The sequence below is a fragment of the Staphylococcus sp. FSL W8-0304 genome, from assembly GCF_038006565.1.
In the GTDB taxonomy this organism is placed as follows: Bacteria; Bacillota; Bacilli; order Staphylococcales; family Staphylococcaceae; genus Staphylococcus; species Staphylococcus epidermidis.
Map to the genome: position 1 here is coordinate 1,634,196 of NZ_JBBOVL010000001.1, position 17,917 is coordinate 1,652,112.

General features: G+C 32.8%; 15 protein-coding genes. All 15 read right to left on the reverse strand.

Annotated elements, in window-relative coordinates:
* Positions 1-4 precede the first annotated feature (4 nt).
* The 15 genes from NST35_RS07685 to hslU all read right to left on the reverse strand — a co-directional run bounded on the left by NST35_RS07685 (position 5) and on the right by hslU (position 17,903).
* Positions 5-322, reverse strand: coding sequence for a YlxQ family RNA-binding protein (locus tag NST35_RS07685; protein WP_002446300.1), 318 nt, complete (start codon positions 320-322; stop codon positions 5-7).
* Positions 322-606, reverse strand: a complete 285-nt coding sequence (gene rnpM, locus NST35_RS07690) for an RNase P modulator RnpM (RefSeq protein WP_002446299.1) — start codon at positions 604-606, stop codon at positions 322-324. The genes NST35_RS07685 and rnpM overlap by 1 nt, the downstream gene beginning before the upstream one ends.
* A 17-nt stretch (positions 607-623) precedes the next feature.
* Positions 624-1,847 (reverse strand): transcription termination factor NusA, encoded by a 1,224-nt coding sequence (nusA, locus tag NST35_RS07695; protein WP_002457361.1) that lies wholly within the window; start codon positions 1,845-1,847, stop codon positions 624-626.
* 21 nt (positions 1,848-1,868) lie between these two features.
* The gene (gene rimP, locus NST35_RS07700) at positions 1,869-2,336 is read right to left on the reverse strand and encodes a ribosome maturation factor RimP (RefSeq protein WP_340747290.1); all 468 of its coding nucleotides are present in this window, start codon (positions 2,334-2,336) and stop codon (positions 1,869-1,871) included.
* Positions 2,337-2,515: 179 nt separating this feature from the next.
* Positions 2,516-6,826, reverse strand: a complete 4,311-nt coding sequence (locus NST35_RS07705; RefSeq protein ID WP_100198935.1) for a PolC-type DNA polymerase III — start codon at positions 6,824-6,826, stop codon at positions 2,516-2,518.
* A gap of 249 nt (positions 6,827-7,075) precedes the next feature.
* Positions 7,076-8,779 carry a proline--tRNA ligase gene (locus tag NST35_RS07710; RefSeq protein ID WP_002457363.1) on the reverse strand — a complete coding sequence of 568 codons (1,704 nt, stop codon included), beginning with the start codon at positions 8,777-8,779 and terminating at the stop codon, positions 7,076-7,078.
* Positions 8,780-8,797: 18 nt separating this feature from the next.
* Complete coding sequence (rseP, locus tag NST35_RS07715) at positions 8,798-10,084, reverse strand: RIP metalloprotease RseP (RefSeq protein WP_002457364.1); 1,287 nt, start codon at positions 10,082-10,084, stop codon at positions 8,798-8,800.
* 232 nt (positions 10,085-10,316) lie between these two features.
* Positions 10,317-11,099 (reverse strand): phosphatidate cytidylyltransferase, encoded by a 783-nt coding sequence (locus tag NST35_RS07720; RefSeq protein WP_001829499.1) that lies wholly within the window; start codon positions 11,097-11,099, stop codon positions 10,317-10,319.
* A 3-nt stretch (positions 11,100-11,102) separates the two neighbouring features.
* A complete protein-coding gene (locus tag NST35_RS07725; protein ID WP_002457365.1) occupies positions 11,103-11,873 on the reverse strand; it encodes an isoprenyl transferase in 771 nt (256 codons plus the stop codon).
* Positions 11,874-12,093: 220 nt separating this feature from the next.
* The gene (gene frr / locus NST35_RS07730) at positions 12,094-12,648 is read right to left on the reverse strand and encodes a ribosome recycling factor (protein WP_002446292.1); all 555 of its coding nucleotides are present in this window, start codon (positions 12,646-12,648) and stop codon (positions 12,094-12,096) included.
* Between the two features lie 16 nt (positions 12,649-12,664).
* The gene (gene pyrH, locus NST35_RS07735; RefSeq protein ID WP_002439511.1) at positions 12,665-13,387 is read right to left on the reverse strand and encodes a UMP kinase; all 723 of its coding nucleotides are present in this window, start codon (positions 13,385-13,387) and stop codon (positions 12,665-12,667) included.
* A gap of 140 nt (positions 13,388-13,527) precedes the next feature.
* Positions 13,528-14,406 (reverse strand): translation elongation factor Ts, encoded by an 879-nt coding sequence (gene tsf, locus NST35_RS07740; RefSeq protein WP_002446291.1) that lies wholly within the window; start codon positions 14,404-14,406, stop codon positions 13,528-13,530.
* A 151-nt stretch (positions 14,407-14,557) separates the two neighbouring features.
* Positions 14,558-15,346: a 30S ribosomal protein S2 gene (rpsB, locus tag NST35_RS07745; RefSeq protein WP_002457366.1), complete on the reverse strand. Its 789-nt coding sequence runs from the start codon at positions 15,344-15,346 to the stop codon at positions 14,558-14,560.
* Positions 15,347-15,702: 356 nt separating this feature from the next.
* Positions 15,703-16,476, reverse strand: a complete 774-nt coding sequence (codY, locus tag NST35_RS07750) for a GTP-sensing pleiotropic transcriptional regulator CodY (protein WP_002446289.1) — start codon at positions 16,474-16,476, stop codon at positions 15,703-15,705.
* Between the two features lie 23 nt (positions 16,477-16,499).
* Positions 16,500-17,903 (reverse strand): ATP-dependent protease ATPase subunit HslU, encoded by a 1,404-nt coding sequence (gene hslU / locus NST35_RS07755; RefSeq protein WP_002457367.1) that lies wholly within the window; start codon positions 17,901-17,903, stop codon positions 16,500-16,502.
* Positions 17,904-17,917: the final 14 nt, after the last annotated feature.

Consider the following 17,917-nt stretch of genomic DNA (forward strand, 5'->3'; position numbering starts at 1 on the left):
ATAATCACTCCTTACCATATTCATCTATCATTGATAACAATTTTTTTGCAAAACCATTATCTGTTATACCAATATTAACTCTATCGCTTTTACCTATTGCTAACCCTAATTCATTTCTAGTACCAAACACTCTTAATGGCACTTGGTAACTATTACATTTATCATTCATCTGTTTTAGAGTATTACTAGATGCATCGCTAGCTAATATGACAAGTTTTATTTGCTTCTTTTTAAGCTCGTTTAATATGACCGATTCACCACTTTTGATTTTACCAGCTCTCATAGCTAAACCAAGTAAATTAAAAATTTTCATTTTAGTCATTATTTTGGAATCTCTTCTCTATAAATCAGTCTTATTATTTCTTTATAAACAGGGTCAAGTGTATCTTTAGCAGCATTAAAATATTTTTCTAAAACTTCTTTTTGTTGAGCCTTTTCAACTAAAGCTACATCTTTAGACACATATGCACCGCGCCCTTGTTTTTTTCCTGTCGCATCTGCAAAGATTTCGCCTTCTTTATTAATAACCACTCGAATCATATCTTTTTTGGGACGCATTTCATTAGATATAATACATTTTCTCATTGGAATTTTTTTCTTTCTCATTAATTTATCACTCCAACCTATGATTCTGTGTCATTATCTTCTTCTGTTTTAGCTGTTTTTTCTTTATCAGTTTCAGCAGCTAATTCTGTACTAGTTAAGTTTGTCTCTTCCAAGTTAACATTATCAAACTCAACATCTTCGTCACCCGAATTAACAATTTCATCTGCAACTTCTTCTGTTTCAATAACAGGATAAATTCCAGCTTCTCGAGCATCAGATTCTGATTTAATATCTATCTTCCAACTTGTTAATTTAGCAGCTAAACGTGCGTTTTGTCCTCGTTTACCTATAGCTAAGGATAATTGGTAATCAGGAACTACCACTACAGTTGATTGATTCTCTTCATCAACAATTACTTCTAAAACTTGTGATGGACTTAAAGCATTACGAACAAATACTTTCGGATCTTCATCCCATTGGACGATATCTATTTTTTCGCCACCAAGTTCTTCAACAACCGCTTCTACTCGTGCTCCTTTAGAACCTACACATGCTCCAACAGCATCTATATCAGGATTATCAGAATACACGCTAATTTTAGAACGATCTCCAGCTTCACGCGCTACTGATTTAACAATAACAGTACCATCATAAATTTCTGGAACTTCTTGTTCGAATAAGCGTTTTAATAATCCAGGATGACTTCTTGATACGTATATTTGTGGACCTTTTGTAGTCTGTTCAACTTTATTTACGTATACCTTGATACGTTCATTAGGAATATATTTCTCATTAGGACTTCTTTCAGCTTCTGACAGCACAGCTTCAATTCTTCCTAAATTCACATATACATAGCGATGGTCTACACGGTCAATCACACCTGTTAGAATATCTTCTTCTTTATCGATAAATTCATCATATAGAATTTCTCTTTCTGCGTCTCTAAGTCGTTGCATCACAGCTTGCTTAGCTGCTTGAGCTCCTACACGTCCGAAGTCTTTCGGTGTTACATCTTGTTCATAAATATCTCCTACTTCATAGGCAGGATTTTTGACTAAAGCAGTACTTAAATCAACTTCATCTCTATCATCAAACACTTCTTCAACGACTTCTTTACGTGCAATCACTCTAAATGAACCTTCGTCCATATTTAATTCTACTCTTACATTTCTAGCACTATCATAGTTTTTCTTGTACGCAGTAATTAAAGCTGCTTCAATTGCATCAATTAAAACTTCTCTAGGAATTTTCTTTTCCTTTTCTAAATATTCAGTAGCTAATAATAATTCATTACTTGACACGTTTTTTTCCTCCTCATCACGTTAAATCATTACAGCGTGACGTGCTTTTGCGATTTTATTCCTTGGAATTTCAATTTCTTTTGTTTTTGCCTTTTCTTTAACTTCCATATTAATTGATTCATCATTTACAGATTTTAAAATACCTAACCATTCTTTATCTCCTTCAATTGGTGCATAAAGAGATACAAAAATGGGCTGATTGATAGCATTATAAAAATCTTTCTCTTTTTTTATTGGTCTTTCTGCCCCTGGCGATGCAACATCAAGATAATACATTTCAGATATTGGATCATTTTCATCCATAACTTCACTAATTTTTTCTGAAGCTAAAGTGCAATCATTAAGATCTACGCCACCTTCTTTATCAATAGAAATCCTTAAAAAATGGTCTTTACCTTCTTTAACATACTCAATGTCTACTAATTCAAAGTCCAAATCATTTAAAACTGGTTGAATCAATGCTTCAACTTGCTCAGTAATTTTACTCATACAGGCCTCCTTTTTTGGCAAATAGAAAAGAGCGGGTTTATGCCCACTCTTCTGCCTGAGTTAATCATTTTTTTACGCATATTTAGTATATCATAAGTCTAATAAGTAAACAAACTGATATAGGTTTACTAATAAAGATGACTGAACGTATATGATATCAATTTAGTAATAAGAAATGCTTACATATCAAATATCGACAATTGTGCCTTGTCAGGTAAATCTGGCAATGAGCCTAATTCATCTAAATAGTCAATAACCTTTTGAGATAAGCCGGCTTTTTTATTTAAATCTTCTTTTGATAAAAATGGTCCCTCTTCTCTCGCTTCAACAATTCTTTGCGCAACGTTTTCTCCAAGTCCTGGCACTGAAATGAATGGAGGAATCAATGTATCCCCTTCAATGATGAAGTCAAAAGCCTGGCTTTTTTCTAAACTAATCGGTTGCAATCGAAAACCTCGATGCGCCATTTCATTCATTATTTCTAATACAGTTAATACATCTTTCTCTTTTTTTCCTAAATCCATATATCGTGAATACATATCTTTAACTGTATTACGAATACTCGTTTTATCTTTAATCATCGTTATAAGATCAAAATCGGAAGCTCTTATAGTAAAATATGCTGCATAATAATATAGTGGATGATGTACTTTAAAGTATGCAATTCTTACAGCCATTAGTACATAAGCCGCAGCATGAGCTTTAGGGAACATATATTTAATTTTACGACAAGAATCTAAATACCAATCTGGTACGTTATTCTCCTTCATCGCTTCAACCATTTCATCTGTTAAACCGCGACCTTTACGTACAAATTCCATCGTTTTAAAAGCCATTGACGGTTCAAGTCCAGCATACATTAGATATACCATGATATCATCACGACAGCCTATCACACTAGATAAATCACATATCCCTTGACGAATTAACTCTTGAGCATTACCTAACCAAACGTCCGTTCCGTGAGATAAACCTGAAATTTGAACTAATTCTGAGAATGTCGTTGGCTTAGTATCTTCAAGCATTTGACGTACAAATCCAGTACCAAATTCTGGCACACCAAATGTACCTGTCTTACATAATATTTCGTCTTCTGTAACACCTAAACTCTCAGGGCCACTAAATATTTGCATTGTTTCTTTATCATCTACTGGTATAGTTTTCGGGTCAATTCCTGATAAGTCTTGTAACATACGAATCATCGTTGGATCATCATGTCCTAATATATCTAATTTTAAGACATTATCGTGTATTGAATGGAAGTCAAAATGGGTTGTCATCCACGCTGCACTTTGGTCGTCTGCTGGAAATTGAATCGGAGTAAAATCATAAATATCCATGTAATCCGGTACAACAATAATTCCCCCAGGATGTTGACCAGTCGTACGTTTAACCCCTGTACAACCTTTAACCAACCGATCAATTTCAGCACCACGTTTGTGAATACCTTGATCATTTAAGTAACCTTTAACGAAACCAAAAGCTGTTTTTTCAGCAACAGTACCTATTGTTCCAGCACGAAATACTTTATCTTCACCAAACAATACTTTTGTGTAATTATGCGCGTTAGGTTGGTATTCACCACTAAAGTTCAAGTCAATATCTGGAACTTTATCTCCTTTAAATCCAAGGAATGTCTCAAAGGGGATATCTTGCCCTTCTTTAATTAATTCATTACCACAAGTGGGACATTTTTTATCTGGTAAATCGAATCCAGATCCAACCGAACCATCATCAAAGAACTCACTTGTCTTACAATGTGAACAAATGTAATGTGGTGGAAGCGGATTAACTTCTGTAATTTCGGTCATTGTTGCTACGAAACTAGAACCTACTGAACCTCGCGATCCAACTAAATAACCATCATCTAGCGATTTTTTCACCAAACGTTGAGATATGAGATAAATAACAGAAAAGCCATTACCAATAATACTATCTAATTCTTTTTCAAGTCGATCTATAACAATTTGTGGTAGATCTTCACCATATAGTTTTTTCGCATTAGAATAACTCAACTCACGAATTTCTTCATTAGCTCCATCCATTCTCGGCGTAAATAGTTTATCTTTTATAGGTACCACTTTTTCAATTTTATCAGCGAGCTCATTTGTATTTGTCACAACGATTTCATATGCTTTTTCTTCACCTAAGAAGTGAAAATCATCTAACATTTCATCAGTGGTTCTAAAGTGAGCTTCTGGTAATGTTGAACGATTTAATGGATTTCCTGGTTGGGATGCAATTAAAATTTTTCTGGCTATAGCATCATGTTCAAATAGATAATGCGCATTACCAGTAGCAATCACTGGGATATTGGCACTTTTACCAGCATCTATTAATCGCTTGTAAATTTGTGTTAACGTTTCATTATCTCGTATTAATTCTCTATCCATTAAATCTTGATAAAGCGCAGGCGGTTGAACTTCTATAAAATCATAGAACTTTGCTATTTTTTCTACTTCCGACTGATCCTTCTGCATTACTGCTGTGAATAATTCACCCTCATCACAAGCTGTACCAATCAAGATCCCTTCTCGATATTCATTTAAAAGAGAACGTGGAATTCTTGGCGTACGGTAATAATACTTAACTAATGAAGCACTAACTATTTTAAATAAATTTTTAAGACCTTCTTGATTTTGAACAATGAGTGTAACGTGAGATGGACGAGCTCTTTTATATGCATCTTCATTAGTTAATTTTTTATTAATTTCTAGATGGTTGTTCACACCTAGTTCTTTCATTTGTTGAACCATTTTTATAAAAATATAAGCTGTTGCTTCTGTATCATAAATCGCTCTATGATGTTGCGTTAATTCGACACCATATTTTTTGGCAAGGAAATTCAAACCATGTTTCCCATATTCGGTATTAATTGTACGTGAAAGCTCAAGTGTATCAATGACACCGTTTGTAGAAGGTCCAAAGCCTAACCTTTCATACCCTGTGTCAATAAATCCCATATCAAATGAAGCATTATGAGCTACAAATATCGCATCTCCAACCCACTCTTTAAATTCAGTTAACACTTCTTCAATTTCAGGAGCATCAGTTAACATATCATCCGTGATATGTGTAAGATTGATAATGGTTTCAGATAATCTTTCGTGTGGATTACTAAAACGTTCAAACTTATCTATAATTTCACCGTTATGCACTTTTACTGCAGCTAATTCAATAATTTTATCATATTGATTAGAAAGACCTGTTGTCTCTACGTCAAACACCACATATGTTGCATCTTTTAAATTACGGTCTGTTGGTTTATAAGCTATAGGAACACCATCGTCTACTAGCATACCTTCCATACCATAAATCATCTTAATACCATGTTTTTCGGCAGCATTGTGTGCATCGGGAAAAGCTTGTACTACGTTGTGATCTGTTACTGCTAAGGCTCGGTGTCCCCATTTAGCAGCTTGTTCAACATATGCACTAATATTAGGAATACCATCCATCTGACTCATAGACGTATGTAAATGAAACTCTACACGCTTATTTTCTGCTTTATCTTGTTTAGGTGTCTTTTTAATTTCTTCAATATCTGACATCATCATGACAAGATCTCTAACAAAAGTATCTTCTTCAATACGACCTTGAGCTCTAACCCATTTACCAACGCTAAGTGCCTTAAAGTGCTCCAAGTCATCTTTATTTTTTCTTGTAAACATTTTTAATACAAGTGAATCTGTGTAATCAGTAACTTTAAGCTCAACTATATGACGTCCACTCTTAAGTTCTTTTAGGTTAATATCAAATATAACACCCTCAATAGCTACTTTGAATTCTTCTTCAATAATTGATTCAATTGGTTTTATATTTTCAATTTGGATTGGTTTTCCAATCTGACATTTTTCCACTGTACTTTCATTATTATCTTGTTGTTTCGCTTTTTCTGCTTTCATTTTTTCTAATTTTTCAGTTGCTTCTCTTGCACTTTGTTCATCTTCTTGTTGAATATGTGCTTCTAAAGATGCAAGGTCATCATCGTGATTTGTTGTATCTGTTTCAAAAACGATTTTATCAATTTCAAAGCCACACTGTCTAAATGCTTTAATTAAACTACCATTACATGCCTTATCAAAATGATTTCTCTCAATATCATTTGAAACTAAGACTTTTAAAATATTTCCACTCATAATGAGTTTTTTTTGTTTCAATTGACCTTTCACTTTTGGCGACAATCGTGTTTGATCAATACAATGTCCGAAATATTTTAAAGCAAACTCATCTTGATTGTTGGTATCTTTAATTGAAAAATCAATTGCTACTGTAGCTATTTCTTTAAATTCTTCTTCAATTGCATGTGTAAAAAGAAGATAATCTTCATGAGATAAAAAATGTGGGAGTGATATTTGGAAAGTCCATGTTCTGTTTTTATTTGAAACATCTATACGCGTGAGTTCACCTTGTTCAAGAATATCTTGTTCTAGTTGATTTGATATTTTTATTTGATCGGCAAGCACTTTAAACTTTTCTCGATTTGTCATTGCCAAAATAATAACCACCTTAATTAATACTAAATTTAAAACTATTAAACATCATTGGATATATTACAACTGTTCATAAAGTTACTTAATAAATTCGTTTCATATTATACTACTGATTGGACGTATTTTCATGAAAAACAAATAGTAAATAATACAATAAAGAAGAGCAGGTTAGATTTAAGATTATGTTTCATCATCTTTCCTGCTCTTTATTAATATCAATTTAACTATCAACAATTATATTACAACTTACTTAATATTCTTAAATAATTCTTGTAAGTAAGTCTCTAATTCATCAACTTGCACTTCTTCACTTAAACCGTTAATGCGTTGTTTTACCTCAACAATACCTTCTTCAGCTCTTTTACCAACAACAACTCGTACCGGTAACCCAATTAGGTCTGAATCATTAAATTTAACACCAGCACGTTCTTTTCGATCATCATATAAAACATCGTATGAATCCATTAATTTTTGATAAAGTTGATCACCTAAAGTACGTTGATCATCCTTTTTAGGATTGATAGTGATTAGATGGATATCGAAAGGCGTTACTGATTTTGGCCAAATAATTCCATTCTCATCATTGTTTTGTTCAACAATTGCACTTAATGTTCTTGATACTCCAATACCATAACACCCCATAATGAGTGGTTGTGCTTTTCCCTGATTATCTAGAAAAGTTGCATTCATTGATTCAGAATATTTTGTTCCTAATTTGAAAACTTGTCCTACTTCAATGCCTTCAGCAAATTGTGCTACTCCCGAGCCATCACTTAACATCTCACCTTGTGTAATGAATCTAAAGTCACCGTATTCTGTTACGTCAAAGTCTCTACCAATATTGACATTTATATAGTGATAATGATCTTCATTAGCTCCTACAACAAAGTTATTTAAATCTTGTAAGTAATTATCGGCATAAATTTTAATATCTTTTTCAAAAATAGGACCAATAGACCCTGGATTGGCATCTACAAGATTAACAATTTCATCTTGAGAAGCCATTTCAACATGTTCCGTGCCGAAATATGATTTTAATTTCACTTCATTTAATTCGTGATGTCCACGAACTAGAAACATAATAAATTCGCCATCTATTTTAAAGATCATCGCTTTTACAATTTCATCTAATGGTCTCTCTAAATATTCTGCAACTTCTTGAGCTGTTTTAACATTTGGCGTCTCAACTTTAGTCAATTCTGCAAGTGCAGAATGCTTATGAGAAGGATGATAAACAACTTCGGCCTTTTCAATATTAGCTGCGTAGTCACTCTCATTACTATAAACTATTGTATCTTCTCCAATTTCACTTAATGCCATAAACTCGTGTGTATGACTTCCCCCTATTGCACCTGAATCTGCCACAACCGGTCTTGCATTGATGCCTACACGTTTGAATATGCGACTATATGCTTGATACATATCTTGATAAGTTGCATCTAATGAAGCTTCATCAAAATGGAAAGAATATGCATCTTTCATAAGAAATTCGCGTCCTCGTAATAATCCAAAGCGTGGCCTTTTCTCATCTCTATATTTGGATTGAATTTGAAATAAAGTAAGGGGTAACTGTTTATACGATTTTAATTCATCTCTTACTAAAGAAGTGACTACTTCCTCATGAGTCGGTCCTAATGCAAATTCACGTCCGTTTCTGTCTTTTAAACGCATTAGTTCTGGACCATATGCACTCCAACGACCTGATTCTTCCCATAATTCTGCTTGTTGTAAAGCTGGCATAAGAATTTCTACAGCATCTATACTTTCCATTTCTTCACGTATGATTTTAGATATATTATTTAGGACACGTGTAGCTAGTGGTAAGTAACTATATATACCACTTGTACTCTGTTTAATTAACCCTGCTTTTAATAATAAACGATGACTTAATGCTTCCGCCTCTGCAGGGACTTCTCTCATCGTTGGTATAAATACTTTAGATTGTTTCATTCTCTTTTTCCTCCCTATTTATAAGAAATACCGTTGTATATCATTCCATGTAACTAAAATCATTATAATAACCACAAAAAGTGCGCCTACAGCAATAATTCCTGTTTCCGCTTTTTTATTCACTGGTTTTCTAAAAATAGCCTCATATAGTACAAATAATATGCGACCACCATCAAGCGCTGGAATAGGTAACAAATTCATTATTCCTAAGTTAACACTTAATAAAGCGGTGTATCCTACTAAATTAATAATTCCAGATTTAACAACAGAATCAACACTGTGATAAATACCAACAGGGCCATTTAACATATCAAATGAAAATTCTCCTGTAAATATACTGGCTAACATACCAACAACAGCTGTAAAAATAAGCTTACCTTTGTCGAAAAAGTTATAAATACCGTAGCTTATTGGTTTAAAAACGCTGTGTTCTGTAGTAGGAGCAAAACCAATTTGATAAGTTGTTTGAGTTTTAGTTTTAGTTATCTTTCTTTCTACTTTTTTAGGTTGGAGATCTACAGACTTGGTTTGGCCATCCCTTTTAATTTTTACAGTTGTTTCAGCCGTTCTATTTTGGTCAAGAACATGTTTGATATCATCAAAATTTTTAATTTTATGATTACCTACCTGAACTATTTTATCACCTTTGTGCAATCCAGCTTCATCAGCCGGAGACTTCTTCACAACTTCTCCTATGACATTGGTTGGCGTACCTTGGTAGTATGCTAATCCAATAAATAGTACTAAAGCTAAAATAAAATTAAATAATGGACCTGCAAACAATGTTAAAAACTTAGGCAATGGTTTCTTATGTGCAAACTGTCTATCTCTTGGAGCAATTTGTACAAGGCTTCCATTTTCGACAAAAAATGCCTTTTTCGCTATAGTGAAGTGATGCCTTTCGTCATCATAAGAAGTAATACCTTCAATATATAGGTCATCTTTAAAATCACATTTCTTAACTTCTATAGCTTCAATTTGTTGAAATTTATGTTGATCATCTAGAATTATATGTGTGATTTCATCTTGGTTATTTAACTTTATTTTTACGTTCATACCTGGTTGAACTGGGGGTTCTTCAAGACCATCACCAGCCATTCTTACATAACCACCCACCGGTAATAGACGAATTGTATATAATGTTTCATCTTTACGAAAACTAAAAATTTTAGGGCCCATACCAATCGCAAATTCAGGACACATAATTCCTGCTCGCTTAGCAAAAAACATGTGTCCATATTCGTGAACAGTTACGAGGACACCAAATACGATGATAAATGAAATAATCGTAATTAAAATGCTCATGTTCTACACCTCTAATGAATTTATGTTTAATTAAAAAATCATCTAAGTAATTAAATCGAAGATAATATTAAATATTATAATATGTTAATACTTAATATCATATTATTTTGTGTTATTGTATCTTAACAATTTATCAATAAGTGCTGAAAAGGAGTTAAGAGATATTCACCACTCATCAACATCTCAATAACTCCTTCATTATAACATCTATTCCATTTTACAATTCATAAATTTAAGTTTGTATCAGTAAAATATTTAATAGCGGTAATACAAACATGAAGCTATCAAATCTATCTAATATACCGCCATGCCCTGGTAGTATACGTCCCGAATCTTTAACACCAAAATGACGTTTAAACCCAGATTCTACTAAATCACCTAATTGACCAAACATACTTAACACAATTGTGACTAATAATAAAAGCCAAATATTCATATGTAAATCTACAAACATTTGCATCACTAATGGTACTAAAATGCTACATAAAATACCACCAAAGAAACCTTCTATTGTTTTATTAGGGCTAATAACTGGCCATAACTTATGTTTACCCATAAGACGACCAAAAATATAAGCACCCGTATCTGTTAGCCAAACGATTAAAAATGCAAATAAAATATATCTCAAGCCCTCAGAACGTGTCTCATAAAAATACATGAAACCAATTCCTACATATGCTACAGACATCAAACAAAATGCAGCATCCATAAAACTAAATCTGTTTTTAGATAGCACTGTATAACTTAAAACTATGAAACTCATAGCAATTAAACCTTTAAGTTGGATAACTTGAACCCATTCACCTGCATCTTGAGGTAACATGATAATAATTAGGGCTAAAGCACTAATCAGACCAGGTATAGATAAAAATTTAATCATATTCATATTAAGTAATTCTTTTAAGGCTATCAAAGCTAATAAGAATGCGAAAAGCATTAATATTAAGCCACCCTTGAGCAAGATAGGCAAGAATATTAATAAAGCTATAATCGCGGTTAATGTTCTTACTTTCATTTTTTACTCCTCACTTAATCCTCCAAAACGTCTTTGGCGTGATTGATATATTTTCAAACACTCTCTTAACTCTTTTTCATCAAAATCTGGCCATAGCTTTTCATTAAAAATAAATTCACTATATGAAACTTGCCATATTAAGAAATTGCTTATTCTTTGTTCTCCTGAAGTGCGTATTAATAAGTCTGGATCTGGATAACTATGAGTCATTAAATGACGCTTTATTAACGCCTCATCAATCACTTCAGATCCTTGTCCGTTTAATTGTAATTCGTTATATATTGTTTTCATACTCTGAATAATCTCAGCTCGTCCACCATAATTTATAGCAAACACAAGAGTTAACCCAGTATTTTGCTGAGTTTTAGCTTTAGCAAAATCAATAGCATTAATTGTCGATTGTGGTAAACCTTCATAAAAGCCTATTGTTTCAATTTTAACATTCTTTTCAATTAATTCTGGTAGAAATGTTTTAAGGAAATTCACAGGAAGATTCATAATGTAATTAACTTCACTTTCAGGTCTAGACCAATTCTCTGTTGAAAATGCGTATAATGTTAAGTACTTAATACCCAAATCACTCGCTTCGCGAGTAATTTTTTTGATTGTTTGCATACCTTCATAATGTCCTTTAATTCTAGGCATTTTACGTTTTTTTGCCCAACGCCCATTTCCATCCATGATAATAGCCACATGTTCAGGTATATTATGTATGTCTAATTCATTATTATGGTTTGTCTCAGTTTTATTTTTATTTTTCAGCTTTTTAAACATGGTCTTTCCTCCGAGCCTGATCGTCTCTGTTTATAATATTAGTTAATTAAACAATCATCTATCATTTTATCATACTCATTTATTCCATTGAATAAGCAAATAAAAAAACTGTACCAAAGTCTTAGTTGGTACAGTTTAGACTATAAAGATATTCAATGTCTGACGGATGTTTCATTTTAGATAATATACTAATATGAATGTGTTTGCGATAATAAAATACCTATACTGACATAATATCTTTTTCTTTGTCGGCAACCAATTGATCTATATCTTTAATCGAATTATCTGTAGCTTTTTGTACATCATCAGTTTGACTTCTTAAGTCGTCTTCAGTAATATCACCATTTTTTTCGTCTTTTTTAAGCTGATCATTAATATCACGACGAATATTTCTAATTGAGACTTTAGCATCTTCACCAATTTTTTTAACTTCTTTAACTAATTCTTTACGTCTTTCTTCAGTTAAAGCTGGTACAGAGATACGAATAACCTCACCATCACTCGTTGGATTAACCCCAAGATTAGCTGCGATAATTGCTTTTTCAATATCAGCAACTGATGTCTTATCATATGGTGAAATAACTAATAGACGTGCTTCAGGCACATTGATACTTGCTAATTGTTGTACTGGTGTAGGAGCACCATAGTAGTCAACTGTAACACCATTAAGTAAATTGGAGTTTGCTCTACCAGCACTAATGTTAGCAAGTTCACGAGATAAGTTATCAATTGATTTTTGCATTCTAGACTTTGTATCTTTGATTATGTCACTCATTTTTTACACCTCAAAATTATTTTGTAATTAATGTTCCGATTTTTTCACCCATTACAGCACGCTTAATATTACCTTCTTCCATAATAGAGAAAACATTTAATGGAATATTATTATCCATGCAGAACGATGAAGCTGTTGAATCCATCACTTGTAAACCTTCTTGAAGCATTTGAATATGTGTCAAATGTTCATATTTAATTGCATTTGCATCAACTTTTGGATCAGCTGAATAAACACCATCTACATTATTTTTACCCATTAAAATTACATCTGCTTCTACTTCAGCCGCACGTAAAGCAGCAGTTGTGTCAGTTGAGAAGTAAGGATTACCAATTCCAGCGGCAAATATAACAACACGTTTTTTCTCCAAATGTCTAATTGCACGTCGACGAATATATGGTTCAGCAACTTGTTTCATTTCAATAGAAGTTAAAACACGTGTATCACAATCTAATTGTTCTAAACTGTCTTGTAATGCTAAAGCATTCATTACAGTAGCAAGCATCCCCATGTAATCAGCCGTACCACGATCCATACCTAGGTCGCTACCAGTTTTGCCTCTCCAAATATTTCCACCGCCGACAATGACAGCAATTTCACAATCCATTTTGGCAACTTCAGCAACTTGCTGTGCAACGCTTTTGATAATAATAGGATTTATGCCGAATCCTTTATCACCTGCTAAAGCTTCACCACTCAATTTTAATACTACACGTTTATATTTAGAAGTTTGCGCCATTTTCTTATCCTCTCTATCGTAAAAATATGTAAATATATAAGTAAAGAAGACACGAATGTCTCCTTTTAGCTATCTTAACAATAGGCTTATAAAAAGGAAACGTGTGAGGTGTCTTCTTCCTTGTTAAACTTTATGACAGATTATTTCATTTGTCCTTTAACTTCTTCAGCAAAGTTTTCTTCACGTTTTTCCATACCTTCTCCAACTTCATAACGAACGAAATCAGTAAGTTTACCACCTTTAGCTTTTAAGAAAGCTTCAACAGTTTCGTCTGGATTTTTAACGAAGTTTTGATCTACAGCACAAATTTCTTGTAAATATTTACGTAAACGACCTTCAACCATTTTTTCAACGATTTTTTCTGGTTTACCTTCGTTTAATGCTTGTTGTTTTAATACTTCTCTTTCATGATTGATTTCTTCTTCGCTTACTTGTTCAGAAGAAACATATTTAGGATTGATTGCCGCAATGTGCATTGCTACGTCTTTAGCAGCTTCTTCATCAGTAGTACCTTCAACTACAGTTAACACACCAATACGTCCACCCATGTGTAAATATGCACCAAATGCATCATTATCAGTTTTTGTTCTGATAGAGAAACGACGGATGCTTAATTTTTCACCAATTGTTGAGATAGCTTCTTTCATTCTTTCATCAACAGTTTTACCGCTAGATAATTTAGATTCCATCAAAGCGTCTACTGTTTCTACCTTGCTATCTAAAATATGGTTAGCAATTTCTTTAACTAATTCTTGGAAACCTTCGTTACGTGCTACGAAGTCTGTTTCTGAATTAATTTCAACGATTGCAGCTTCATTACCTTTTACTTCAACGTGTACAAGACCTTCTGCTGCGATACGGTCAGCTTTTTTAGCTGCTTTTGCAATACCTTTTTCACGTAAGTAGTCAATCGCTTTATCGATGTCACCATCAGTTTCAGTTAACGCTTTTTTACAATCCATCATTCCTGCGCCAGTTTTTTCACGTAATTCTTTAACAAGTTTTGCTGAAATTGCCATTCATTATTCCTCCAATATAAATAGTAATTATTGATATACCTAGATTTTAGCATTATTTTAGGTTATATTTCCATTACAGTATTATGATTTAATTTTATTTTTAAAAAAAGGTGATAAGCATTAGTATCTTATCACCCATTTAAACTATCTCTTAGTTTGATTCAACAGAAGTGTTTTCTTCAGTTGTTTCTGCTTGTTCAGATTCTTCTTTTTCATCTAAATTGATGTTTTGTTCTGCAGCTACTTCTTCATTAGATACACCTTGTTGACCTTCTAAGATAGCGTCTGCCATTTTACCAGTTAATAATTTAACGGCACGAATAGCATCATCGTTTGCTGGGATAACGTAATCAATTTCATCAGGATCACAGTTAGTGTCAACAATACCTACGATAGGAATATTTAGTTTGCGAGCTTCAGCAATAGCGTTGCGCTCTTTACGAGGATCAACAACGAATAATGCTTGAGGCATTGATTTCATATCGCGAATACCGCCTAAGAACTTAATTAAACGGTCGTATTCTTTTTTAAGTTCAACAACTTCTTTTTTAGGTAATACTTCAAATAATCCGTCTTCTTCCATTTTTTCAATTTCAGAAATACGTTTAATTCGTTTTGAGATTGTTTTGTAGTTAGTTAAAATCCCACCTAACCATCTTTGGTTAACGTAGAATTGACCAGCACGCTCTGCCTCAGCTTTAACTGATTCTTGCGCTTGTTTTTTTGTACCTACGAATAAGACTTTTCCGCCTTCTTCAGAGATTTGTTTAACAAAGTTGTATGCTTCTTCAACTTTTTTCACTGTTTTTTGTAAATCAATGATATAAATACCATTTCTTTCAGTGAAGATATATTTTTTCATTTTTGGGTTCCAACGGCGTGTTTGGTGACCGAAGTGAACACCGGCTTCAAGTAATTGTTTCATAGAAATTACTGCCATTTTAAATTCCTCCTAGTGGTTATTTACCTCCATAATCAACTGATATAAAGACAAATATTTAATTTGCACCCTTTATATTTAAATTGATTATGTGCGTATTGGCTTTATAGCCGTCAATTAATATATCATATTTAATACATAAAAGCAATAACATGATTTGTATTATTGAATTTCTGTTTTAATAACAATAAAGATGGAGATTATTTAATAACATTCTTAATTTCTCTAAACATTTTATAGTCGATAATTAACATATAAAATAATAGGTTTCTGAAAAAGTAAAAATCAGTCCATTCATTATTCACAGATTAATCTTAATTTACTAATATTTCAAAAAAACATTTCATATTCAACTTTTACTTATTTTTTTCAAGCTCATCAAGGAATTTATCTTTTTTCACTTTAATAAATGTCCCTTTCATTCCAAGAGAACGTGATTCTATGACACCAGCACTTTCAAGTTTGCGTAAAGCATTCACTATGACTGATCGTGTAATGCCCACTCTGTCAGCTACTTTTGAAGCTATAAGTAAACCTTCTGTACCACCAAGTTCTTCAAATATATGTTCGATTGCTTCTTTTTCTGAGTATGAAAGTGAGTTGATTGCCATTGTTATAGCAGCTTTATCTCTAGCTTCTTTTTCGACTTCATTATGTTTTTCTCGTAATATTTCCATTCCTATTACAGTGGCTGCATATTCTCCTAATACTAAGTCATTTTCATTGAAGTCGTCTTGAACTCGACCTAAGACTAGCGTACCAAGTCTTTCGCCACCACCTAAAATTGGAAAAATAGTTGTTCTACTATTTAAAAATACCTCTCTATTCTCTGGTGGAAATACAGTTAATTCATTATCAATATCGATATTTGATTCTGTTTGTTTAACATTCATCAACTCTTCAGTATATTCGCGCGGTATATGTCGATCTTCTAACATATCTTTAATACGTTCACTTTTTAATAATTCATTCAAACAAGATCCTAAGATTTTACCTCTTCTCGACACAATAAATACATTAGTAACTGTAACATTACTAATTGTTTGAGCAACATCTTTAAAATCTACTGCAATGCCTTTATGTTTTTGTAATAAAGTGTTTAATTCTCTTGTTTTAGATAATAAGCTCATATTTTTTCTCCTTCTATATATATTTATAAAATAAATGCACTTAAATCTTTATTTGTTGAGATTGATTTTAATTTGTCATCTACATATTGTGGGGTAATATCCACAACAGCATTCGGCATGCTTGGTGCTTCAAATGATAAATCTTCAAGCATTTTTTCTAGAATAGTGTGTAATCTACGAGCACCAATATTATCAGTATCTTGATTAACTTGATAAGCAATTTCAGCTAATCTTTGAATGGCATCTTCTGAGAAGTTAACTGTAACTTCTTCAGTTTGAAGCAATGCTTCATATTGTTTGACAAGCGATAATTTTGGTTCTGTCAGAATTCTCACGAAATCTTCTACTGAAAGACTTTCTAATTCTACTCTAATTGGAAATCGACCTTGTAATTCAGGAATTAAATCACTAGGTTTTGATACGTGGAATGCACCAGCACCTATAAATAGCATATGTTCAGTATTTACAGTACCATATTTTGTCTGAATCATGCTACCTTCAAGTATAGGAAGAATATCTCGTTGTACACCTTGTCTTGACACATCTTGACCGCTATTTTGATTGTTAGTAGCAACCTTGTCTATTTCATCAATAAATATGATACCCATTTGTTCTGCAAGCTCTAATGCTTGTTGATTCGCAGTTTCTTGGTCGATTAATTCGTCAGCAAAATCATCAGCTAATATTTTTCTAGCTGTCTCAACCGAAACTTCTCTTTCGACTTTTTTCTTGGGCATCAATTGATTCATCATATCTTGAATCTGTTGATTTTGATTAGTCCCTAACATTCCCATTGATGCAGGATCTTGTTCTACTTTTATTCTTACTTTTTCATTTTCAAGTTTGCCCTGTTCAAGTTGTTTTTTTATTTCAGAACGTTTCGTTTTAATTTCCTCAGTTGGCGGTTCTTCCTCTTCATCTTGATTTTGACCGAAGTTTGGAATTGCTCCACCGAATAAATTTTCCAAAGGATTGTTACCTTGTGCTGCCTTCTTTTTTAAACTCGGAACAAGTAATTTAACTAATTTGTCGTTTGCTTTCTTAGTTGCCTCATCTTTAACTAATGACTTTTTCTCTTCTTTTACTAAACGTACAGCAACATCAACTAAATCTCTAACCATGCTTTCAACATCTCTACCAACGTAACCGACTTCTGTAAATTTAGTTGCCTCGACTTTAATAAACGGTGCTCCAACAATTTTTGCCATGCGTCGAGCTATTTCAGTTTTACCAACTCCCGTTGGACCAATCATTAAAATATTTTTAGGCGCAATCTCTTGTTTCTCTTCTTCTTTTAAAAGACTTCTACGATAACGATTTCTTAATGCAATAGCCACCTTACGTTTTGCATCATTTTGTCCTACAATATACTCATTCAATTTAGATACGATGTCTTTTGGGGTTAATTTAATTCCATTTGTATCCATATTTAACATTCCTC

Excerpts from the sequence above, each read along its gene's own strand:
- pyrH (WP_002439511.1), bottom strand. The coding sequence starts at position 13,387 with ATGGCGCAAACTTCTAAATATAAACGTGTAGTATTAAAATTGAGTGGT.
- NST35_RS07710 (WP_002457363.1), bottom strand. The coding sequence starts at position 8,779 with ATGAAACAATCTAAAGTATTTATACCAACGATGAGAGAAGTCCCTGCA.
- rimP (WP_340747290.1), bottom strand. The coding sequence starts at position 2,336 with ATGAGTAAAATTACTGAGCAAGTTGAAGCATTGATTCAACCAGTTTTA.
- NST35_RS07685 (WP_002446300.1), bottom strand. The coding sequence starts at position 322 with ATGACTAAAATGAAAATTTTTAATTTACTTGGTTTAGCTATGAGAGCT.
- NST35_RS07725 (WP_002457365.1), bottom strand. The coding sequence starts at position 11,873 with ATGTTTAAAAAGCTGAAAAATAAAAATAAAACTGAGACAAACCATAAT.
- NST35_RS07705 (WP_100198935.1), bottom strand. The coding sequence starts at position 6,826 with ATGACAAATCGAGAAAAGTTTAAAGTGCTTGCCGATCAAATAAAAATA.
- tsf (WP_002446291.1), bottom strand. The coding sequence starts at position 14,406 with ATGGCAATTTCAGCAAAACTTGTTAAAGAATTACGTGAAAAAACTGGC.
- hslU (WP_002457367.1), bottom strand. The coding sequence starts at position 17,903 with ATGGATACAAATGGAATTAAATTAACCCCAAAAGACATCGTATCTAAA.
- NST35_RS07720 (WP_001829499.1), bottom strand. The coding sequence starts at position 11,099 with ATGAAAGTAAGAACATTAACCGCGATTATAGCTTTATTAATATTCTTG.
- rpsB (WP_002457366.1), bottom strand. The coding sequence starts at position 15,346 with ATGGCAGTAATTTCTATGAAACAATTACTTGAAGCCGGTGTTCACTTC.
- codY (WP_002446289.1), bottom strand. The coding sequence starts at position 16,476 with ATGAGCTTATTATCTAAAACAAGAGAATTAAACACTTTATTACAAAAA.
- rnpM (WP_002446299.1), bottom strand. The coding sequence starts at position 606 with ATGAGAAAGAAAAAAATTCCAATGAGAAAATGTATTATATCTAATGAA.
- rseP (WP_002457364.1), bottom strand. The coding sequence starts at position 10,084 with ATGAGCATTTTAATTACGATTATTTCATTTATCATCGTATTTGGTGTC.
- frr (WP_002446292.1), bottom strand. The coding sequence starts at position 12,648 with ATGAGTGACATAATCAAAGATACAAAGTCTAGAATGCAAAAATCAATT.